The sequence below is a fragment of the Polynucleobacter necessarius genome (genome assembly GCF_900096765.1).
GTDB classification, from domain to species: domain Bacteria; phylum Pseudomonadota; class Gammaproteobacteria; order Burkholderiales; family Burkholderiaceae; genus Polynucleobacter; species Polynucleobacter necessarius_F.
In genome coordinates this window covers 547673-567241 of the sequence record NZ_LT615228.1, presented here as the reverse complement: position 1 = coordinate 567241, position 19569 = coordinate 547673, and the positions used below count along the sequence as shown (strand labels likewise).

Annotated in this window: 19 protein-coding genes and 1 pseudogene; 6 read left to right on the top strand and 14 right to left on the bottom strand. The window is 46.1% G+C overall.

Annotated elements, in window-relative coordinates:
• Positions 1-115 precede the first annotated feature (115 nt).
• Positions 116-877 (bottom strand): peptidoglycan editing factor PgeF, encoded by a 762-nt coding sequence (gene pgeF, locus DXE33_RS02955; RefSeq protein ID WP_114638557.1) that lies wholly within the window; start codon positions 875-877, stop codon positions 116-118.
• Positions 874-1914 (bottom strand): RluA family pseudouridine synthase, encoded by a 1041-nt coding sequence (locus DXE33_RS02950; RefSeq protein ID WP_231970347.1) that lies wholly within the window; start codon positions 1912-1914, stop codon positions 874-876. The genes pgeF and DXE33_RS02950 overlap by 4 nt, the downstream gene beginning before the upstream one ends.
• A 20-nt stretch (positions 1915-1934) precedes the next feature.
• Here DXE33_RS02950 and DXE33_RS02945 point away from each other — a divergent pair, with 20 nt between their 5' ends.
• Entirely contained in the window at positions 1935-2819 is an 885-nt protein-coding gene (locus tag DXE33_RS02945; RefSeq protein ID WP_114639702.1) for an outer membrane protein assembly factor BamD, read from the top strand.
• 105 nt (positions 2820-2924) lie between these two features.
• Here DXE33_RS02945 and alr read toward each other — a convergent pair whose 3' ends face one another.
• Entirely contained in the window at positions 2925-4025 is a 1101-nt protein-coding gene (gene alr, locus DXE33_RS02940; protein ID WP_114639701.1) for an alanine racemase, read from the bottom strand.
• A gap of 74 nt (positions 4026-4099) precedes the next feature.
• On the opposite strand from alr, the gene lplT reads away from it, so the two are divergent.
• Positions 4100-5428 carry a lysophospholipid transporter LplT gene (gene lplT / locus DXE33_RS02935; RefSeq protein WP_114638556.1) on the top strand — a complete coding sequence of 443 codons (1329 nt, stop codon included), beginning with the start codon at positions 4100-4102 and terminating at the stop codon, positions 5426-5428.
• Here lplT and DXE33_RS02930 read toward each other — a convergent pair.
• The 8 genes from DXE33_RS02930 to scpA are packed head-to-tail and all read right to left on the bottom strand — an operon-like array spanning position 5425 to position 14595.
• Positions 5425-5979, bottom strand: a complete 555-nt coding sequence (locus DXE33_RS02930) for a uracil-DNA glycosylase family protein (protein WP_114638555.1) — start codon at positions 5977-5979, stop codon at positions 5425-5427. The genes lplT and DXE33_RS02930 overlap by 4 nt on opposite strands.
• A complete protein-coding gene (gene rimI / locus DXE33_RS02925; RefSeq protein ID WP_114638554.1) occupies positions 5976-6503 on the bottom strand; it encodes a ribosomal protein S18-alanine N-acetyltransferase in 528 nt (175 codons plus the stop codon). The genes DXE33_RS02930 and rimI overlap by 4 nt, the downstream gene beginning before the upstream one ends.
• Position 6504: 1 nt before the next feature.
• Positions 6505-7233 carry a tRNA (adenosine(37)-N6)-threonylcarbamoyltransferase complex dimerization subunit type 1 TsaB gene (gene tsaB, locus DXE33_RS02920; protein WP_114638553.1) on the bottom strand — a complete coding sequence of 243 codons (729 nt, stop codon included), beginning with the start codon at positions 7231-7233 and terminating at the stop codon, positions 6505-6507.
• A 32-nt stretch (positions 7234-7265) separates the two neighbouring features.
• Entirely contained in the window at positions 7266-7733 is a 468-nt protein-coding gene (locus DXE33_RS02915) for a VOC family protein (protein ID WP_114638552.1), read from the bottom strand.
• A gap of 18 nt (positions 7734-7751) precedes the next feature.
• Positions 7752-9776, bottom strand: a complete 2025-nt coding sequence (gene accC, locus DXE33_RS02910) for an acetyl-CoA carboxylase biotin carboxylase subunit (protein ID WP_174222285.1) — start codon at positions 9774-9776, stop codon at positions 7752-7754.
• A 26-nt stretch (positions 9777-9802) separates the two neighbouring features.
• Positions 9803-11335 (bottom strand): acyl-CoA carboxylase subunit beta, encoded by a 1533-nt coding sequence (locus tag DXE33_RS02905; RefSeq protein WP_114638550.1) that lies wholly within the window; start codon positions 11333-11335, stop codon positions 9803-9805.
• Between the two features lie 10 nt (positions 11336-11345).
• Positions 11346-12362 (bottom strand): methylmalonyl Co-A mutase-associated GTPase MeaB, encoded by a 1017-nt coding sequence (gene meaB, locus DXE33_RS02900; RefSeq protein ID WP_174222284.1) that lies wholly within the window; start codon positions 12360-12362, stop codon positions 11346-11348.
• 46 nt (positions 12363-12408) lie between these two features.
• Positions 12409-14595, bottom strand: coding sequence for a methylmalonyl-CoA mutase (gene scpA / locus DXE33_RS02895; RefSeq protein ID WP_114638548.1), 2187 nt, complete (start codon positions 14593-14595; stop codon positions 12409-12411).
• 95 nt (positions 14596-14690) lie between these two features.
• Between scpA and DXE33_RS02890 the strand changes: the two genes are divergently transcribed.
• Complete coding sequence (locus tag DXE33_RS02890; protein WP_114638547.1) at positions 14691-15329, top strand: GntR family transcriptional regulator; 639 nt, start codon at positions 14691-14693, stop codon at positions 15327-15329.
• A gap of 80 nt (positions 15330-15409) precedes the next feature.
• Here the strand turns inward: DXE33_RS02890 and DXE33_RS02885 are convergent, their stop codons facing one another.
• Positions 15410-15754, bottom strand: coding sequence for a c-type cytochrome (locus DXE33_RS02885; RefSeq protein ID WP_114638546.1), 345 nt, complete (start codon positions 15752-15754; stop codon positions 15410-15412).
• Between the two features lie 13 nt (positions 15755-15767).
• Entirely contained in the window at positions 15768-16088 is a 321-nt protein-coding gene (locus DXE33_RS02880; protein ID WP_231970345.1) for a c-type cytochrome, read from the bottom strand.
• 219 nt (positions 16089-16307) lie between these two features.
• Between DXE33_RS02880 and DXE33_RS02875 the strand changes: the two are divergent.
• The 3 genes and pseudogenes from DXE33_RS02875 (at position 16308) to DXE33_RS02865 (ending at position 18900) form a co-directional block, all read left to right on the top strand.
• Positions 16308-17179: pseudogene (locus DXE33_RS02875) on the top strand (AAA family ATPase).
• 28 nt (positions 17180-17207) lie between these two features.
• On the top strand, positions 17208-18383 hold the full coding sequence (locus tag DXE33_RS02870; RefSeq protein WP_114638544.1) for a vWA domain-containing protein: 1176 nt from the start codon (positions 17208-17210) through the stop codon (positions 18381-18383).
• Positions 18384-18441: 58 nt separating this feature from the next.
• Positions 18442-18900 carry a RidA family protein gene (locus DXE33_RS02865; RefSeq protein WP_114638543.1) on the top strand — a complete coding sequence of 153 codons (459 nt, stop codon included), beginning with the start codon at positions 18442-18444 and terminating at the stop codon, positions 18898-18900.
• Here DXE33_RS02865 and DXE33_RS02860 read toward each other — a convergent pair.
• Positions 18897-19418 carry a nucleotidyltransferase family protein gene (locus tag DXE33_RS02860; RefSeq protein ID WP_197712035.1) on the bottom strand — a complete coding sequence of 174 codons (522 nt, stop codon included), beginning with the start codon at positions 19416-19418 and terminating at the stop codon, positions 18897-18899. The genes DXE33_RS02865 and DXE33_RS02860 overlap by 4 nt on opposite strands.
• Positions 19419-19569: the final 151 nt, after the last annotated feature.

The following is a 19569-nucleotide window of genomic DNA, read 5'->3' as shown; positions in this document are numbered from 1 at the left end:
TCAATGTAGTAGGGACATTCTCCATCCATAAGTCTTAGAGAGTTATACGCAATAACCCTAGCCTGTCAATAAAGCTAGTAGTAACCCTTGCTAGGAGAAACGATGTGTTCTGAGCTTAGGATTTTGCAATCCAAATCAAACTTGCAAAGCGGCCCGTAATACCATCACGGCGATAAGAAAAAAATTGATCACTTTGGGTGACGGTGCAAAAATTTCCACCATAGACATTACTCACGCCAACAGCTTCCAAGCAACAGCATGCCAAAAGGTAAATATTAGCCAAGTACTTGCCAGATTTTCCAGCAATAGGCACAAATGCATTTTCAGGAAAAGAAAACGAGCTATCCATAAATGCATCCAGTACATCCTGGCCGACCTCAAATGCGTCAGGACCAATTGCAGGTCCCAGCCAAACCATGATGTCGGATGGCATGAGATTAGGCTCGAGCACTTGCAACTTTAAAACCGTATTTTCCAGCACACCAGAACACAAACCCCTCCAACCAGCATGGGCTGCACCGACTAGCGTTCCCGATGTATTCGTAAATAGCACCGGCAAACAATCCGCAGTCATGATTGCCAGCACATCATCGCAACGATTGCTCACGATTGCATCCGCTTCTTGAAGTGGTTCGTCAGGAGTGCTGACTTTTGCGCTATGAATTTGTTTTAGCCAATGAGGTTCCGCGGGCAAATAGGTTCGCAATAAAGCACGATTAGCAAGGACCTGAGATGGCTCATCACCAACATGATCTCCCAAATTAAGTGATAAATAAGGGGTCTGACTGACTCCACCATTCCTGGTTGTAAGCAAAGATCTGATGTGTGGCGGCACTGGCCACTCTGGTTTTATCAATGCATCACTGAGAAGATTCATGTTGCAGGGTCATTTTGAATCGATTGAAGAACGACAGCCTCTTGAGGAAGGTTGGCCTGCGTCATACCTACCCGCGGGAGTAATTCCATGAGGTCAGCTGGTGGCAAACGAAACCAAGTATGCAATTCTTGTGTGACCGGATGTTGCAAACTTAATGCAAAAGCATGAAGCGCTTGACGCTCGAAAGGGAGTGACTTTGCAACGCCCGGAGTTTTTTTGCGATAGACAGGATCACCCAGAAGTGGGAAGCTCAAGGATTCGAGGTGAACTCGAATTTGATGGGTTCTGCCAGTCTCTAACCTACATTCCAGCAGGGCTACGGAAGATTCTTGAAATGCACCTTTAGCCAGATGTCTAAATACAGTGGCAGCTGGTTTACCATGAGGACTACCAGCGGCCATCTTCAGTCGATCTCGTTGGTCACGCCCAACTGTAGCCAAAACTTTACCTTGGCTTGGTGCATCACCCCATACCCAAGCTAAATATCTGCGACCAACGGTTCTGTCTTGTAATTGCCTAACCAGAGCAGTTTGCGCTTGCGCCGTTCTTGCTACAACCATCAATCCTGAGGTGTCTTTATCCAGGCGATGCACAATACCAGCCCTTGGTAACGCTTTCAGTTCTGGATAATGAAATAACAAGCCATTTAATAAAGTGCCTGACCAGTTTCCGGCAGCAGGATGAACCACAAGCCCCGAAGGCTTGTTGATCACAATCATTGAATCATCCTCAAAAACGACATCAAGCGGGATGTTTTCGGGGCTAAAGGCAAATTGCTCAGGCATCTCCTGTGGAAATACCTTAATACTCTCCCCGCCTCTCAATAAATAACGTGCTTTGGTGACCTTTCCGTCGACCATAACAGCCCCAGCCTCTATCCAAGTTTTCAGGCGATTTCGTGAATAATCAGGCAGAGACCCTGCCAACACCTTATCTAGGCGTTCACCAGCCATCTCCATCGGAATTTCCAGGGAGATGAAATCCTCTTCATCGATATAATCAACAGAATTCGAATCAGGAGTTTGCGGCAATGCCACGCTTAGAGAGCCTTTCAGTTATGTCCGACGTAATATCAGACGCCAGTTTAAGGCTTGCTGGGTCAGCTTCACCACAAAAATCCACCTTTTTAAGGGGTTTTGGATTGATCGCCCTTTTGATAGGCGTGGTTATAACCGTGCTCTTAAGCGGCTGCGCTGGTAGCGATGGTCAAAAAGATGACACCGACATTTGGTCTGAAACCAAACTGTATTCAGAAGCAACCGACAAGCTCAAAGACGCTGATTACGCCAAGTGCGGTAAATACTTTGATAAGTTAGAGGCTCGCTTCCCATTTGGCCCCTACTCACAGCAAGCTCAAATAAATGCTGCCTACTGCTATTGGAAAGCACAAGAACAGGCCCAAGCTTTAGTAGCAATCGATCGCTTTATTAAATTACACCAAGGCAGTCCCACACTGGATTACGCGTATTACCTCAAAGGATTAATCACCTTTAATGATGATTTAGGCTGGCTTGGAAGTTTCACTGGTCAGGATTTAAGTGAGCGTGATCCAAAAGCTGCCAAAGAGGCTTTTGAATCATTTAAGGTGGTTGTTGAGCGCTTCCCGAATAGCAAATATGCACCAGATTCCTTAGATCGCATGCGCTATATTGTGAACTCCCTCGCAGAAGCGGATGTGATCGTAGCGCGCTTTTATTATCAACGTGGTGCTTATCTAGCAGCCGCTAACCGAGCACAGCTGGTGATTCGCGACTACGATCGAGCCCCGGCCGTTGAAGAGGCTCTGTATATTTTGACTAAGTCTTATGAAAAATTGGGAATGACTCAGTTGGCCAATGACTCTGCGCGCGTATTTAAACTCAACTTCCCAGATAGCCAAATACTAGAAACTGGTCAACGGGTGAAAAAAGAGCGTAGATGGTGGCAATTCTGGAATAAATAATTTGCACAACGTTCAGTCAAAAAACCCTCTAATAAGTAGAGGGGTTTTTTATTTGTGGTTTTTATTGGGGGGCTTATTTAGAGTTTTGCTATGTAAGCAAATCGCTTACACAATAGCAACTGGAACTCTTGGTGCTACAGCACAAAGTAGCTCATATCCAATCGTATCGCCCATACGCGCCACCTCATCGACTGGCACTTGATCCCCCCACAGCTCCACAACGCTACCGATCTTTGCATTAGGGGCATTTCGAAGATCCACTGTTAGCATGTCCATGGAAACCCGCCCAACAAGAGGGCAAATTACCCCCTTGCTATCTTGGAGACCATTACTCACCCAGACAGGCGTTCCATCCTCTGCTTGCCTTGGGTAACCATCGGCATATCCACACGCAACCACCCCTATCCGCATTCCCTCTGAAGCCTCATAACGGCCACCATAGCCAATGCGCTCGCCCTTTTGTAGTTCCTGTATGTCAATGATTTCACTTCGCAATTGCATGACCGCCTTCAGATTTGCATGCTCAATATCCGCATACAAACCTGTTGGGGAGGCTCCATAAAGCATGATGCCGGGCCTGACCCAATCACCTAGAGCGTTGCGATGCCACAAAACCGCTGCCGAATTAGCCATTGAAGTCGGGGCATCCAAGCCCTCAGTAGCTTGCGTAAATACGTCAAGCTGCTCGCCCACTGTTGGCAAGCAATTTACTTGGTCGGCATTAGCAAAGTGAGTCATATGATGCATCCGATACCCCAAGGCATGAAGTCGATGAAATGCAATTCGGTATGCTTCAGGCCTGAATCCAAGTCGATTCATACCCGTATTCATTTTCAAGAAAATGCTAAAAGTTTTATTTCTGCTATTGAAATAACGTTCTAGCCATTCAAGCTGGGCTTCACAATGCACAACCAAATCGCAGCGCAATTCCTGAGCCAAATCAAGTTCATTTTCATGAAAGAGTCCTTCCAACAGGAGGATTCGACCTTGCCAACCATGTCCTCTGAGCCAAACTGCATCCTGGATATCCAAAAGGGCAAAACCATCTGTGGAGTTGAGGCCTTTCAAAGCTGCTTCAAATCCATGGCCATACACTCTAGCCTTAATAACTGACCATATTTTGGATTCTGGAGCCAACTCCCGAACACGGTTTAAGTTATGCTGAAAGGCCTGAGAATAAATTGATGCCAAAATTGGTCTATGAATCAAGCTATTAGGTGCTGTACCCATATTCATCCCTCCTTTCATGTTTTAATTGTGTTAATGAATAGATTGTACGAATGAACCGCAGTTTTTACATCATTATGGCGGCGCAATTTTTTTCGTCGCTTGCCGATAACGCCCTGCTGATTGCAGCAATTGCCCTCCTGGTCCAGCTCAATGCTCCGGCCTGGATGACCCCTTTGCTCAAATTATTCTTCGTACTGTCCTATGTTCTGCTAGCAGCCTTTGTGGGTGCCTTTGCAGACTCCCGCCCTAAGGGCAATGTCATGTTCATCACGAATACGATCAAATTTATTGGTTGCGTAGCCATGCTTTTGGGAAGTCACCCATTAATGTCTTACGCTATTGTTGGCCTTGGAGCTGCAGCCTACTCTCCTGCTAAATATGGAATATTGACTGAGCTCTTGCCGCCCGAGAAATTGGTTGCTGCCAATGGGTGGATTGAGGGTCTCACGGTTGGCTCTATTATCCTTGGCACCGTCCTAGGCGGTGTTCTGATTAGCAGTTCGGTTTCAGAGAGCCTTCTTGCTTTTGATTTTCCCAGTATCAATACCGAAATCGATACCCCAGCAGAGTCCGCCATTTTGATCATCATGATGATCTATGTAGTGGCCGCGCTCATCAACCTCAAAATTCCCGATACTGGAGCACGTTACGTTGCCCAAAAATCTAATCCGATTGCTTTAATAAAAGATTTTTCTGTTTGCTTCAAAACACTCTGGGATGATCGTTTGGGTCAAATCTCTTTGGCAGTGACTACTTTATTTTGGGGTGCTGGCGCAACCTTGCAATTTATTGTGATTAAGTGGGCGCAAGTAGCTTTGCATATGAATCTGTCGCAAGGTGCTATTTTGCAAGCGATCTCTGCTGTTGGGGTTGCGGGTGGCGCAGTATGGGCTGCGTGGCGCGTCCCTTTGCGTAACTCTTTAAATGTTTTGCCTTATGGGATTGCTATGGGCTTGGTTGTCTGCCTATTGGCCGTCTATAACTTCGACATGATTCCCAACACTCCTTTGGTGACCATCGGCAAACTTCAAATCACTCTCAACCTACTGCTAGCATATTTCTTATTGGTGCTGGTAGGTTGGTTGGCCGGCTATTTTGTGGTTCCGATGAATGCCCTCTTGCAACACCGTGGACATGTTCTCATGTCAGCAGGCCACTCTATTGCAGTTCAAAACTTCAATGAAAATATATCTGTATTGGCAATGTTGGCAATTTACTCATTGCTAATCTGGTTAGACCTGCCAGTGCAATACGTCATTATTGGCTTTGGCTTGGTTGTAAGCTGCATTATGTGGATGGTCATTAAACGACATCAGCGCAACCAAGCAGAGTATGACTCAATGCACTTGATTGGCGAACACAAGCACGAACTACATTAACTGTTTTGCAGTACAGATTTCGCCAACAAAAGATCCTGCCATAACAGCGCCTTCTCTTTAGACTTGCTAACTAATTGGCTCAAATCAAAAGATGCGACAACTGGAATTTCATCATCGGCACCGGTATTTAAAGCGAGGATGGTCTCACGCAATTGGGACAATGGATCACGCTCACCGGTAATTTTTTGGGCTGTTGGCCCGCCAAATGCAAACGCTACTACTGGCACTCCACTATCAGGGACTTTGATTTGAGATAGATTGTCCTCTGGATTCTTCCAAGACCATTCATTCTTGGCCAGTCCCAACACACGAAGTACGTTCTGAAATAAAACTTGGGTATCCCCCGAAGGCTGAAGGCCAAAAAACATCCAATGAACGCGTGGAGTGCCGGCATGGCTAGTGGCAAACTCTTGTGCATGAACTTGCGCTTGGGCGTGAGCTTGACCGCCAGTAGACATGACTTCCGAAGATTGCGCGACCAGAGGGCTTTCGTGGGATGTCCACTCCGTAATACCCATTTCCTTTAGGAAGCTAGACCTTAAATTGCTCATACCGCTAGCTTAATCGATTTAGCCATGACTATTGCATCCTCACGCTTTCCAGACTCTGGATTAAGGGGATAGTAATTTTTGCGCACCCCTATTTGCTCATAACCCAGTCTTTGGTAAAAAGCTACGGCAGGAGTATTCGATGGCCTGACCTCTAAAATAATTCGTGGCATATTTTGCTGCGCAGCGACCCCCTCGATTGCATTCATCATGCGAGAGCCAAGCCCTAATTGCCTCAACTTAGGGGAAACAGTGATATTCAAGAGATGGAGTTCATCAACTGCGGGATACAAAATGCAATAGGCCCATAACACTTGGGGATCTAGAAATGTACCGCGCTGAGTATGATCTTGATCCAACCGTGGTCTGATGCAATAAGCCCAATGTCCTGCCGCCAAGGAATCTGAAAAATTTCCTCGGGTCCAAGGGTGAAGATGAGAAACCGCTTCAATTGCAAGAACTGCATCTAAATCAGAAGACTCCATCGGCATGAACGATAGCTCTGCCCCTTCGCTCGCCTGACTCATTCTAACGAATCTTTTTAAAGACCAAATCGCGCTCAGCAGTAGTCAGCGCTACTTTATTGCGTACATACAAAGGCTCCAGGCACCTTACATCCGTCTGGAGACCAGCCTTGAACATCGGTTTAGCGCAATCCAAAATTCCCAAGGCCGATAGCGGTACTTCAGGATCTAAGCAGTCTGCGGCAATGCTATTGTGGGTAAACAATCTTTCTCCATAAACTGCAATCGCACTTCCAGCAAGGTAGTGAATCCCTGTTAGATCAATTTCTTCAGGTTTAGATAGATGTATCTCACCCACTCGTTTAGCCAGAGGCATTCCTTGTTGATATTCATACTTTGCCCAATAAATCTCATCCATACGGGCATCGATCGCAACTACAAAATTAGTTGGTTTGATCCTGTCAAATGATGCAGTTATGATCGCTTGCGCAGCAATGGCATCCAGGCTGACAACCGAGATCACAGGAAGATGTGCCGATACAGCCAAACCTTGGACGGCAGCAACACCTAGTCGAACTCCAGTAAATGCGCCCGGCCCAATACCGACTGCCATCACATCTAAATCAGACAATTTAATCTGCGCTTGTGCCAGTAAGTCCTGAACCCATGGAAGCAATAACTGGCTAGCGCCAGCCGACACTAACTCATGTCGCAGCTGTGGCACTGAATCACCTAAAGATAAAGCCACCGAACACCAAGTAGAAGAGGTGTCGATGGCCAGTATGCGCGTCAATTGTAAGCCCTGTTATTTGGTAGAAAACCAAATTATGAACTCAATCCTGCAATAACATCAGGCGGGGCCTGAACAAGCTCAATCAGAACGCCTTCGCCGCTAATGGGAAACTCATCATTTCCCTTGGGATGCACAAAAGTGATGTCATATCCTGCTGCACCTTTGCGTATACCTCCTGGCGCAAAGCGCAGGCCATTGGCGGAAAGCCACTCAACTGCCTTAGGCAAATCATCTACCCATAAACCGATGTGATTTAGTGGTGTCTGATGTACCGCTGGCTTTTTCTCGATATCAAAAGGTTGCATGAGATCTACTTCGATCTCATGCGCCCCAGAACCGATGGAGCAGATATCCTCGTCCACGTTCTCACGTTCAGAAACAAAAGTGCTCCTGTAATCAAGGCCAAGCATATCAACCCAGAGTTTCTTGAGTCGCTCTTTATTTTCACCACCAATAGCGATTTGCTGAATACCCAGAATCTTGAATGGTTTAGTCGCCATAAGATCTCTTCACCTTTCTTATTCAAAGCGAATAATGAGTTGATCTACAGCCAAGCTATCACCTTCTTTGGCACAGATTTCAGCAACAACACCATCTTGAATTGCCGAAATCGTGTTTTCCATTTTCATTGCCTCAATGGAAGCCAGTCTTTGCCCCGCTGTCACTGCCTCGCCGACCTTAACAGCAATCTTGGTTAATAAACCTGGCATTGGAGACATTACTAACTTTGAAGTATCCGGTGGCAACTTCACAGGCATACGACGCTGAAGTTCTGCACCCAATGGACTTAAGACCATACATTCATAATGAGCGCCATCCAGGACGAGATAAAACTTCACGCCCTTACGCTCAACTTGAGCGGTAATCTTGCTCGTTCCATTGATAGTGGCATGCAAGGTTTGCTGACCAGGACGCCAATCGCTCACGATGTCGTAACGACTGACGCCAGCATCATCATCAATATATACCGAGTAGATGCCATCTTTGAGCTCAATACGCACTGGCTCTTCGTAAGGATCAACCATTGAGCCGGATTTCTTGCCCGTTACCACAACAAACTTCTTAGCAATGACCATCTCGTGACCTGCCAATTGGCCATCAATCATCTTGATGTGCTCAAGGTAGCGATAACGCATAAACGCCGCCAAGGCTGCTAAGCGACGTGGATCGGCAGGCTGAACCGAGTCCTTCTTGAAGCCTTCTGGGTATTCTTCAGCAATAAATCCAGTAGTAAAGTCACCATTCACAAAACGAGGATGCTGCAGTAGTGCTGCCTGGAATGGAATATTGGAGTGAATACCGCGAATCACAAATTCATTTAAGGCGGCACGCATTTTTTCAATCGCCTCAGCACGATCCTTTCCATGAACAATCAGTTTTGCAATCATGGAGTCGTAGTACATCGGGATTTCACCACCTTCATACACGCCAGTATCAACCCGCACACCATTGATAGACTCAGGCGGACGATATTTAACTAAGCGACCAGTTGATGGCAAGAAATTACGGAATGGGTCATCCGCATTAATACGACACTCCATTGACCAGCCATCCAATTTGACATCTTCTTGCTTGAAGGCAAGCTTTTCGCCAGCTGCAACTCGAATCATCTGCTCAACTAAGTCAAGACCAGTAATACTTTCGGTAACCGGATGCTCAACCTGCAAACGCGTGTTCATTTCCAAGAAGTAAAAAGACTTGTCTTTGCCAACCACAAACTCAACCGTACCAGCCGATTGATAGTTCACCGCTTTTGCCAAGGCTACGGCCTGCTCACCCATAGTCTTACGAGTTGCTGGATCAATAAAAGGTGACGGCGCCTCTTCAATCACTTTTTGGTGACGACGTTGAATCGAGCAGTCGCGTTCGTTCAAATACACTACATTGCCATGAGAATCGCCCAACACCTGGATCTCAATATGGCGTGGACCTTCAACAAATTTTTCAATAAAGATACGATCATCACCTAAACTATTCATCGCCTCGGTCTTGCAAGCAGCAAAACCGTCAGCCGCCTCTTTATCGTTAAAAGCAACACGCAATCCCTTACCGCCACCACCCGCAGAGGCTTTAATCATGACTGGGTAACCAATACCCTGAGCAATCTTGACAGCCTCTTCAGTAGTGGCAATCGCTTCGTTATGGCCAGGAATCGTATTGACCTTAGCTTCTAATGCGAGCTTTTTAGAGGCAATCTTATCGCCCATGGCAGCAATCGATTGATGCTTTGGACCGATGAAGACAATACCCTCCTCCTCACAGCGCTTAGCAAATTGCTCATTCTCAGATAAGAATCCGTAGCCAGGATGAACTGCCTCAGCGCCTGTATCTTTGCAAGCCTGAATAATGCGATCCATCACCAGATACGATTCGCGAGAAGGCGCAGGTCCGATGCAAATTGCCTCGTCCGCCATTTGCACGTGACGCGCTTCCTTGTCTGCTTCCGAATAGACTGCAACAGTCTTAATGCCCATCTTTTTAGCAGTTTTCATAACACGGCAAGCAATCTCACCGCGGTTAGCAATCAAAATTTTCTTAAACATTTTCGTAGTCATAGTTGTCGGCGCCTTTACAGAGGAATGTTGCCGTGTTTACGCGCAGGATTCTTTAAATCCTTATCTTTGAGCATTGCTAATGAACGCGCAATACGTTTGCGGGTCTCATGCGGGAGGATGACATCGTCAATGTAACCACGTCGACCTGCCACAAATGGGTTTGCAAACTTCGACTTGTACTCGGCTTCTCTAGCAGCAATCTTCTCCAGATCCGATTTTTCCTCACGGAAGATAATTTCTACCGCGCCTTTTGGACCCATCACAGCAATCTCTGCTGATGGCCAAGCAAAGTTCACGTCTCCCCTTAAATGCTTTGATGCCATCACGTCGTATGTGCCGCCATAAGCTTTACGAGTAATCAAGGTCACTTTGGGTACCGTGCAATCTGCGTAAGCGTAAAGCAATTTCGCACCATGTTTAATGATGCCTCCATATTCTTGAGCGGTACCTGGCATAAAGCCCGGTACATCAACTAAAGTTACGACAGGAATATTGAATGCATCACAGAAGCGCACGAAACGAGCTGCCTTAATCGATGCCTTGATATCTAAACAGCCAGCCAATACTAATGGTTGGTTCGCTACGATACCAATCGAGCGGCCTTCCATACGAGCAAAACCAATCACAATATTTTTGGCGTAGTCTGGCTGAAGCTCAAAAAACTCGCCATTGTCCACAATCTTCTCTATCAACTCTTTCATGTCATAGGGTTGATTTGGATTAGATGGAACTAATGTATCTAAGGAAAAATCAGGCTCTTCAGTACGATTGGCACCTTTAATCAGTGGCGGCTTCTCACGATTTGACAGTGGCAAGTAATTGAAGAAACGACGCAACATCATGATTGCATCAACATCATTCTCAAAGGCGAGATCACAAACTCCAGAGATAGTGGAATGAGTAACAGCACCACCCAACTCTTCAGAAGTAACATCCTCATGAGTAACCGTCTTCACCACTTCAGGACCAGTCACAAACATATATGAGCTATCTTTGACCATAAAGATGAAGTCAGTTAAAGCCGGTGAATACACTGCGCCACCTGCTGACGGTCCCATGATCAAGGAGATTTGAGGAATCACTCCAGAGGCAGTGACGTTGCGCTGAAAAATCTCCGCATAGCCACCTAAAGATGCAACACCCTCTTGAATACGAGCACCGCCAGAATCATTCAAACCAATTACTGGAGCACCTACTTTGAGGGCCTGATCCATGATCTTGCAAATTTTCTCTGCATGCGCTTCTGATAAAGAGCCTCCTAAGACCGTGAAGTCTTGGGAAAAAACAAAGACCAGGCGACCATTAATCATCCCGTATCCAGTCACCACGCCATCACCTGGAACGGTTTGATCACCCATTCCAAAATCGTGGCAACGATGTTCAACGAACATATCCCACTCTTCAAAAGTCCCCGCATCAAGCAAGAGCTCAATACGCTCTCGGGCCGTTAATTTGCCCTTAGCATGCTGAGCCTGAATCCGCTTTTGCCCACCACCTAAGCGTGCTAGCTCGCGCTTTGCTTCCAGTTGTTGGGTGATTTCTTTCATTTCCTACTCCTTAGAAAAATTCATGTCCCATGGACTCCAATAGACGTCTTGCGGCTACTGAAGGCGCCATGGTTCCCTGATTTACTTGTGCAACTAAACTTGGTAGAAGCGCTTGTACTGCTTCATTACTGCGAAAAGCGTTTTTGAGACCCGCATCAATACGGTCCCACATCCAAGCACCGGCCTGCTGCTTGCGACGAGAGTCAAACTTGCCATTGGCTCTTTGGAGCTTTTCAAAATGGGTAATTTTTTCCCATAACTCCGGCACGCCTTTTCCCTCAAGAGCGCTTAAGGCCATCACTTGTGGGTGCCAAAATTGCTCATCATGTGAGGCATGATCAGGATTGCCTTGAAAGCCTAATAAACGCAATGAACTTGTAATAAATAACTGGGCGCGCATCGCTGCGTCCGGATCAAGATCAACCTTATTGATAACAATCAGATCGGCAATCTCCATCACGCCTTTTTTAATCGCCTGTAGATCATCACCGGCATTCGGAAGTTGCAATAACAAAAACAGATCAGTCATGCCGGCAACGGCGATCTCACTTTGCCCGACACCAACCGTCTCAACGATGATGATGTCAAAACCTGCCGCTTCAGCTACGAGCATGGTCTCACGAGTCTTTTCAGCAACACCTCCCAATGTTAGAGAAGATGGGCTTGGACGAATGAAGGCATTTTCCAATACGGATAAACGCTCCATACGTGTCTTGTCTCCCAAAATAGAACCGCCCGAGAGACTAGATGAGGGATCAATTGCCAGCACCGCAACTCGGTGACCTTTTTCTATTAAATAGAGACCTAAAGTTTCGATTAAGGTGGATTTGCCAACGCCCAGAACGCCAGAAATGCCAAGCCGAAAAGACTTGCCCGTCTTAGGTAATAAGGTATTAAGAACTTCATCAGCACGCTTACGATGATCAAGACGTGTCGATTCAAGCAAGGTAATGACCTTGGCTAATGCTCGTCGCTGTTTGAGCGATGGAGTATCAGTGAGATCGCTTACTAAATAAAGCAAGATCAACAGCTTCGAGCACGCTTATTAACCCGTATCTTTGGCAGGTTTTTAGTTAAACGGGCTTAACGGATTTACGGATTTGCTCAAGCACGTCCTTAGCCGAAGCTGGGATTGGTGTGCCTGGGCCATAAATCCCCTTCACCCCAGCTTCATATAAGAACTCATAATCCTGTCTTGGAATCACACCGCCAACGAAGACAATAATGTCATCAGAGCCCTGCTTCTTCAGCTCAGCAATAATCGCTGGCACTAAAGTTTTGTGACCTGCTGCCAATGTAGAAACGCCCAGCGCATGGACATCGTTTTCAATGGCTTGACGAGCGCATTCTTCTGGCGTTTGGAACAAAGGACCGATATCCACATCAAAACCCAAATCCGCATAGGCGGTAGCAACCACCTTGGCTCCACGATCGTGTCCGTCTTGACCAAGTTTGGCGATCATCACCCGTGGACGACGGCCAAATTCTTTAGCAAAGTCAGCGATCTCTTCTTGTAGTTTTGCCCAGCCCTCAGCCGAGTCATAAGCGGCAGCATACACTCCGGTCACCTTTTGAGTATCGGCGCGATGGCGCCCGTAAACTTTTTCTAACGCATCAGAAACTTCACCCACTGTCGCGCGCAAGCGAATGGCGTTCACTGACAACTCTAGCAAGTTACCAGAATTCTCTTCTGCAGCTTTTGTCAGCGCCTCCAAGGCTGCTTCTACTTTCTTGCTATCACGCTTAGCTTTAATTTCTTTCAAGCGTGCTACTTGTCCTTCACGCACCTTATCGTTATCAATCATTAAGACATCAACGAGATCCTCTTTACCAAGCTTGTATTTATTCACGCCAACAATGACATCCGAACCTGAATCAATTTTTGCTTGCTTTTCTGCAGCCGCAGCTTCAATCTTCAGCTTTGCCCAACCACTTTCAACTGCCTTGGTCATTCCACCCATTGCATCGACTTCTTGAATGATTTCCCAAGCTTTATCAGCCATCTCTTGAGTGAGCCTTTCCATCATGTAAGAGCCAGCCCACGGATCAATCACACTAGTAATATGCGTCTCTTCTTGCAAAATCAATTGTGTATTACGAGCAATACGGCTTGAGAATTCGGATGGCAATGCAATTGCCTCATCCAGCGAATTGGTATGCAAGGATTGAGTGCCACCAAATACTGCGGCCATCGCTTCTACGGTTGTTCTCACTACGTTGTTATAAGGGTCCTGCTCAGTCAAAGACCAGCCTGATGTTTGACAGTGGGTACGCAACATCAAGGACTTTGGATTCTTGGGATCAAATGACTTCATGATGCGCCACCACAACAAACGTGCGGCACGCAACTTGGCAACTTCAAGATAGAAGTTCATACCAATGGCGAAGAAGAATGAGAGGCGTCCTGCAAATCCATCTACATCTAAGCCTTTGGCAAGCGCTGTCTTGACGTACTCTTTACCATCAGCAAGCGTAAATGCTAATTCCAATACCTGATTAGCTCCCGCTTCTTGCATGTGATAACCCGAAATTGAAATCGAGTTAAATTTCGGCATGTGCTTAGCGGTGTATTCAATGATGTCACCAATGATGCGCATGGAAGGCTCAGGTGGGTAGATATAGGTATTACGCACCATGAACTCTTTCAGAATGTCATTCTGAATAGTTCCAGAGAGCAGCTCTTGCTTCACGCCTTGCTCCTCGCCAGCTACGATGTAGCCCGCTAGGACGGGCAATACAGCACCATTCATGGTCATAGAGACAGACACTTTATCCAACGGAATTCCGTCAAACAAAATCTTCATGTCTTCCACTGAGTCAATTGCAACTCCAGCTTTGCCAACATCACCAGTCACTCGCGGATGATCTGAGTCGTAGCCACGATGCGTTGCTAAGTCAAACGCCACTGAAACACCCTGACCACCTGCATCGAGCGCTTTGCGGTAAAAAGCATTAGATTCTTCTGCAGTTGAAAATCCAGCGTACTGACGAATGGTCCATGGGCGTACGGAATACATCGTCGCCTGCGGACCACGAACAAAAGGCTCGAATCCAGGTAATGTGTTGGTGTAACTTAAACCCTCGGTATCTGAAGAGGTATACAAGGCCTTTAATTGAATCCCGTCAGGCGTTTTCCATCCAAGCTTGTCAACGTCGCCATTAGGCGCAGATTTTTGTGCTGACTTTTTCCAGGCATCCAGAATTGCTTCTGGAAATGAAGGCCAGGCATTATTGGCTGAAGTTTTCTTTTCTGAACTCACAAAACACCCCTAGAATTTTTTGTTGCATTGCATATAAGATTCTCTAATTCTGCTTGACTATTTATCATTTGTCTAGCTATTATGTATACATAATTATGAATACAAAACTGATTAATCGGCCTCTATACGAAGATGTAGCCGATAAGCTGCGTGAACAAATCTTTTCCAAGGAATTGGCGCCTGGAAGCTGGTTGGATGAACAAGGACTGGCCATACAATTTGGCATTAGCCGCACGCCAATGCGTGAAGCTATCAAGGTGTTGGCTTCTGAGGGTCTAGTCACCATGAAAATGCGTCGTGGCGCCTACGTCACTGAGGTGACTCGGAAAGATTTAGAGCAAATCTTCACAATCCTCTCCCTTCTTGAAGGTGAAGCGGCCAAAGAGACCGCCATTAAAGCCACCGAGGATCAACTCAGTATATTGGACCACTTGCACCATCGACTTGAGAAAGCAGCCGCCGACCGAGATATTGAACAGTTTTTTGAAGTCAATAGCAAATTCCACGAATTAATCCAAGAAATCGCCGGAAATCGTTGGATGAATGGCGTGATTGCAGATTTAAGAAAGGTGCTTAAACTGCATCGCCGTGACTCCCTCACCAGCACTGGAAGACTACAAAACTCCCTTGTGGAGCTCCGTGAAATTCTGAATGCCATACTCAAGCGCGATCAAACTGCTGCTGAGACTGCGATGCGTAAACACATGGCAAGAGGACTTGAAGCGCTGCGCTAACTTCGGTAGCAAAGACTATAAATAATTAAAGCTTAGAGCATGACTCTAAGCCTTAATTTGAAGAACCTCAGATCATGGAATTATTTCTTGATAACGAAGTTTCCTGGTAAAGAAGCAACGTAAGCCGCGATGTTCTGCAAGTCTGCATCGTTAAATGCTTGAACTTGTGAACCCATTACTGCGTTATTTCGACCGTAAATGGCATTGCCATTACCTTCTTTATAAGCCTTAAGTGCGTAGTAAATGTAGTCAGGATATTGACCTGCCAATTTGGGATAAGCAGGCATGATTGGTGCATTTAAACCTGCACCATGACAAGAAGCGCAGTTTGCCTTCTCAACTAATGCTTGACCTTTATCCACGCTGGCGGCGTTCGCCAAACCAATGCTGGATAACAAAACTACTGTAACTAGTGCAAATTTCATAAATGTGCCTCTATCACTTCAATGGGTTGTTGGGTGAGCTGGCAGTTTGCGCAGCATAGTATTCGCCAATATCAGCCATATCTTGATCTGATAAGCCGGCAGCGATAGAACGCATGGTTGGATGCTTTCTCTCACCCTTTTTATACGCAGTTAAGGCAGTAGCGATGTAGGCCGCATTTTGGCCGCCAAGCATTGGCACTCTGTAAACGAGTGGGTAATCAGCACGGTAATCTGGAATGGAGTGGCAACCGATACAGAGCCATACTTTGCCGTTACCAGCTGCTGCATTGCCCTTTACTTCATCAGCTTGCGCTGCAAATCCAGCAAATGCCAAACCTGCACAAATGAGTAATTGAGGAAGAATTGAGAGTTTTTTTCATAGATTTTTTCATAGAAATCAGTATTAATGAGTTTGATTTAAATCAATCTGGGAGAGTATAGCGGAGAGCCGCCCTCTTAGTCATTTTGGACCTCAAAATCAGTATAAATACTGAAAGATTGCCACTATTTACCTATACTTGAACGACCTTAAAAGAGATATCGATCGCCCACCATGACCAAATCCGAAAGCCCGTCCCGTAGTCGTTTTGACGGTAGCCAAAACTACGTAGCCACCGAAGACCTGAAATTGGCAGTCAATGCTGCAATCGCCCTACAGCGCCCCTTGCTGATTAAAGGAGAGCCTGGAACAGGTAAAACAATGCTAGCGGAGGAAGTTGCGGCGGCTCTCAATATGCCCTTATTGCAATGGCACATTAAATCAACCACCAAAGCTCAGCAAGGCTTGTATGAATACGATGCAGTAAGTCGCTTACGTGATTCTCAGTTGGGCGATGAAAAAGTGAAAGACATACGCAACTACATTGTCAAAGGTGTCTTATGGCAAGCATTTGAGGCAGATGAACCCACTGTGTCCTACTGATTGATGAAATCGACAAAGCCGATATTGAGTTCCCTAATGATTTGTTACGCGAAATTGATCGCATGGAATTTTATGTCTACGAGACTCGTGAACTAATCCAAGCAAAACATCGCCCTTTAGTAATCATTACTTCAAATAATGAAAAAGAATTGCCAGATGCCTTTTTGCGCCGCTGCTTCTTCCACTACATTAGCTTTCCGGATGCCGCGACCATGCAAAGCATTGTTGATGTTCATCACCCCAATATCAAACAAGATCTCCTTGAATCTGCCCTAAGCACCTTCTACCAAATCCGAGCACTCCCAGACCTAAAGAAAAAGCCATCGACCTCTGAACTAATAGATTGGTTAAAACTCCTTTTAGCAGAAGATATTCCACCAGAGGCCCTGCAAAGCCAAGATGAAAAGATTGTGGTGCCACCACTGCATGGCGCACTACTCAAAAATGAACAAGATATTCATCTATTTGAGCGACTGGTCATGATGAATCGCAATCATCGCTAATCCGAGTTTTTCGCCTTAGTCACCATTCATGCTCATTCAATTCTTTCTCAATCTGAAGGAGGCCAAAGTGCCGGTTTCAGTCAGAGAGTTTTTGACTTTATTAGAGGCACTCAAATCAGAAGTAATCAGCCCATCGATTGATGAGTTCTATCAACTCTCCCGCATGACGCTGGTGAAAGATGAACAACACTTTGATCGTTTCGATCAAGTATTTGGAAGCTACTTTAAGGGCGTTGAGCAAATCATTGCCCGATCACCTGATATTCCTTTGGATTGGCTCGAGAAAAAATTACAAAGAGTCCTCACCGACGAAGAAAAAGCAGCCCTCCAAAAATTGGGTGGACCAGAAGCTTTAAAAAAACGTTTAGAGGAGCTTCTCAAAGAGCAAAAAGAATGGCACGGAGGTGGTAATAAGTGGATCGGTGCCGGGGGCTCTTCCCCTTTTGGGCACAGCGGATACCATCCTGAGGGTATTCGGATTGGCGGCGAAAGTGCCGGCAATCGTACCGCAATCAAAGTCTGGGAGGCGCGGGAGTTTAAGGACTATGACAGTGATCTTGCTCTGGGAACCCGCAATACTAAAGTTGCACTGCGTCGCCTTCGGCGTTTTGCTCGTGAAGGTTCTGTTTTAGAGCTGGATCTCGATAAAACCATTCAATCGACCGCCGCCAATGCTGGCATGCTTGATATTCAGATGCGACCTGAGCGACACAACCAAGTAAAAGTCCTGTTATTAATGGATGTGGGTGGCTCAATGGATGATCACGTAGCGCGTGTCGCTGAATTGTTCTCAGCAGCAAAAGCAGAATTTAAGCATCTTGAGCATTACTACTTTCATAACTGCGTTTATGACTACCTATGGCAAAGTAATCGGCGGCGGCGAGATCAGGTGACGCCAACCCAAGACATAATCAATAAGTACGGCCCAGACTATAAATTGATATTTGTTGGTGATGCCACCATGTCGCCCTACGAAATTTTGAGCCCAAATGGCTCCGTGGAGTACAACAATCGGGAGGCTGGTGCTGTGTGGGTAAATCGTCTGCTAGACCACTTCCCCCACTTTGCCTGGCTAAACCCAGAGCCCGAGTCTATTTGGCAATATCGCCAATCGATCGACATCATGAAAAATTTAATGAAAGATCGTATGTACCCGGTAACCCTCAATGGCTTAGAAAGCGCCATGCGACAATTATCTAAATGATTAAACAGCATGATTGACCTATTTAATTTTTACATCCAACTCTTAATTTGATAAAACCATGAGCACAACTATCAGCGATCGCCTTAAAGCCCTCGGAATTGAATTGCCTCCACCAGCCCCCCCTGCTGCTGCCTATGTCATGGCAGCCACGACCGATAACACGGTGTTTTTGTCGGGCCATATCGCTAAGCGCGATGGCAAACCCTGGGTAGGAAAATTGGGCAATGACATGGATACCGAAACCGGTAAAGCCGCAGCAAGATCGATTGCGATTGACTTAATTTCCACTTTGCAAAATCACTTGGGCTCACTTGACAAAGTAAAGCGCATTGTCAAAGTGATGGGCTTAGTCAATTCCTCTGACCAGTACACCGAGCAACATCTCGTCATCAATGGATGCTCAGAACTCTTATTTGAGGTATTTGGCGATGCTGGTAAACATGCGCGTAGCGCCTTTGGTGTTGCGCAAATTCCATTGGGCGCTTGCGTTGAAATTGAATTAATCGCAGAAATCTAAGGGCGATCAATCCCTAATTTTTGGATGTCTTCAAGGGTGTCGACATCCAAAACAAATGCCTCATGTGGAGTTTCAAACCGCTGCACCAATTCTGGATTTAGATCCATATAACGGCGGCAATCCATTTCCGGTATTTCCAAAATATTCCGTACTACCTTGTTTGAGAATAAAACAGGGTTGCCTCGCTGCCCTCGCACTTGAGGCAACACTATCTCGCGATTGGACTCCCGTTTCGAAAATTGATCCAAGAGGATGAGCAGTTCGTGCTCTGTAGTATTTGGTTGGTCAGATAAAGCCACCATCAAAACATCAAATGTACTTTTGAGATTTTCCAATGCAAACCTGACTGATGATGCCTGACCATCAGCAGCACACGGATTGCGGATGATGCTTACTGGCAATCCCAAAGAATGATTCACCCGTGCCAGCTCTGCCTCAATTTCCTGTGCATGATAACCAGTAATCACAAGGACCTCCACGGGATTTAGCGCTTTTACAGCCGTAAAGAAATTACTCAGTAAGCTATTCCCCCTTTTTTTAGCAGGGCCTTTGGAATTGAACCCATCCGAGAGCCCTCTCCTGCAGCAAGAAGCACGACTGCAATTTTCAGGGGATAAATAGTCATCTCTTCAGGAGTTTTACCGGCAATAGTCATTGAGGTGATAATAA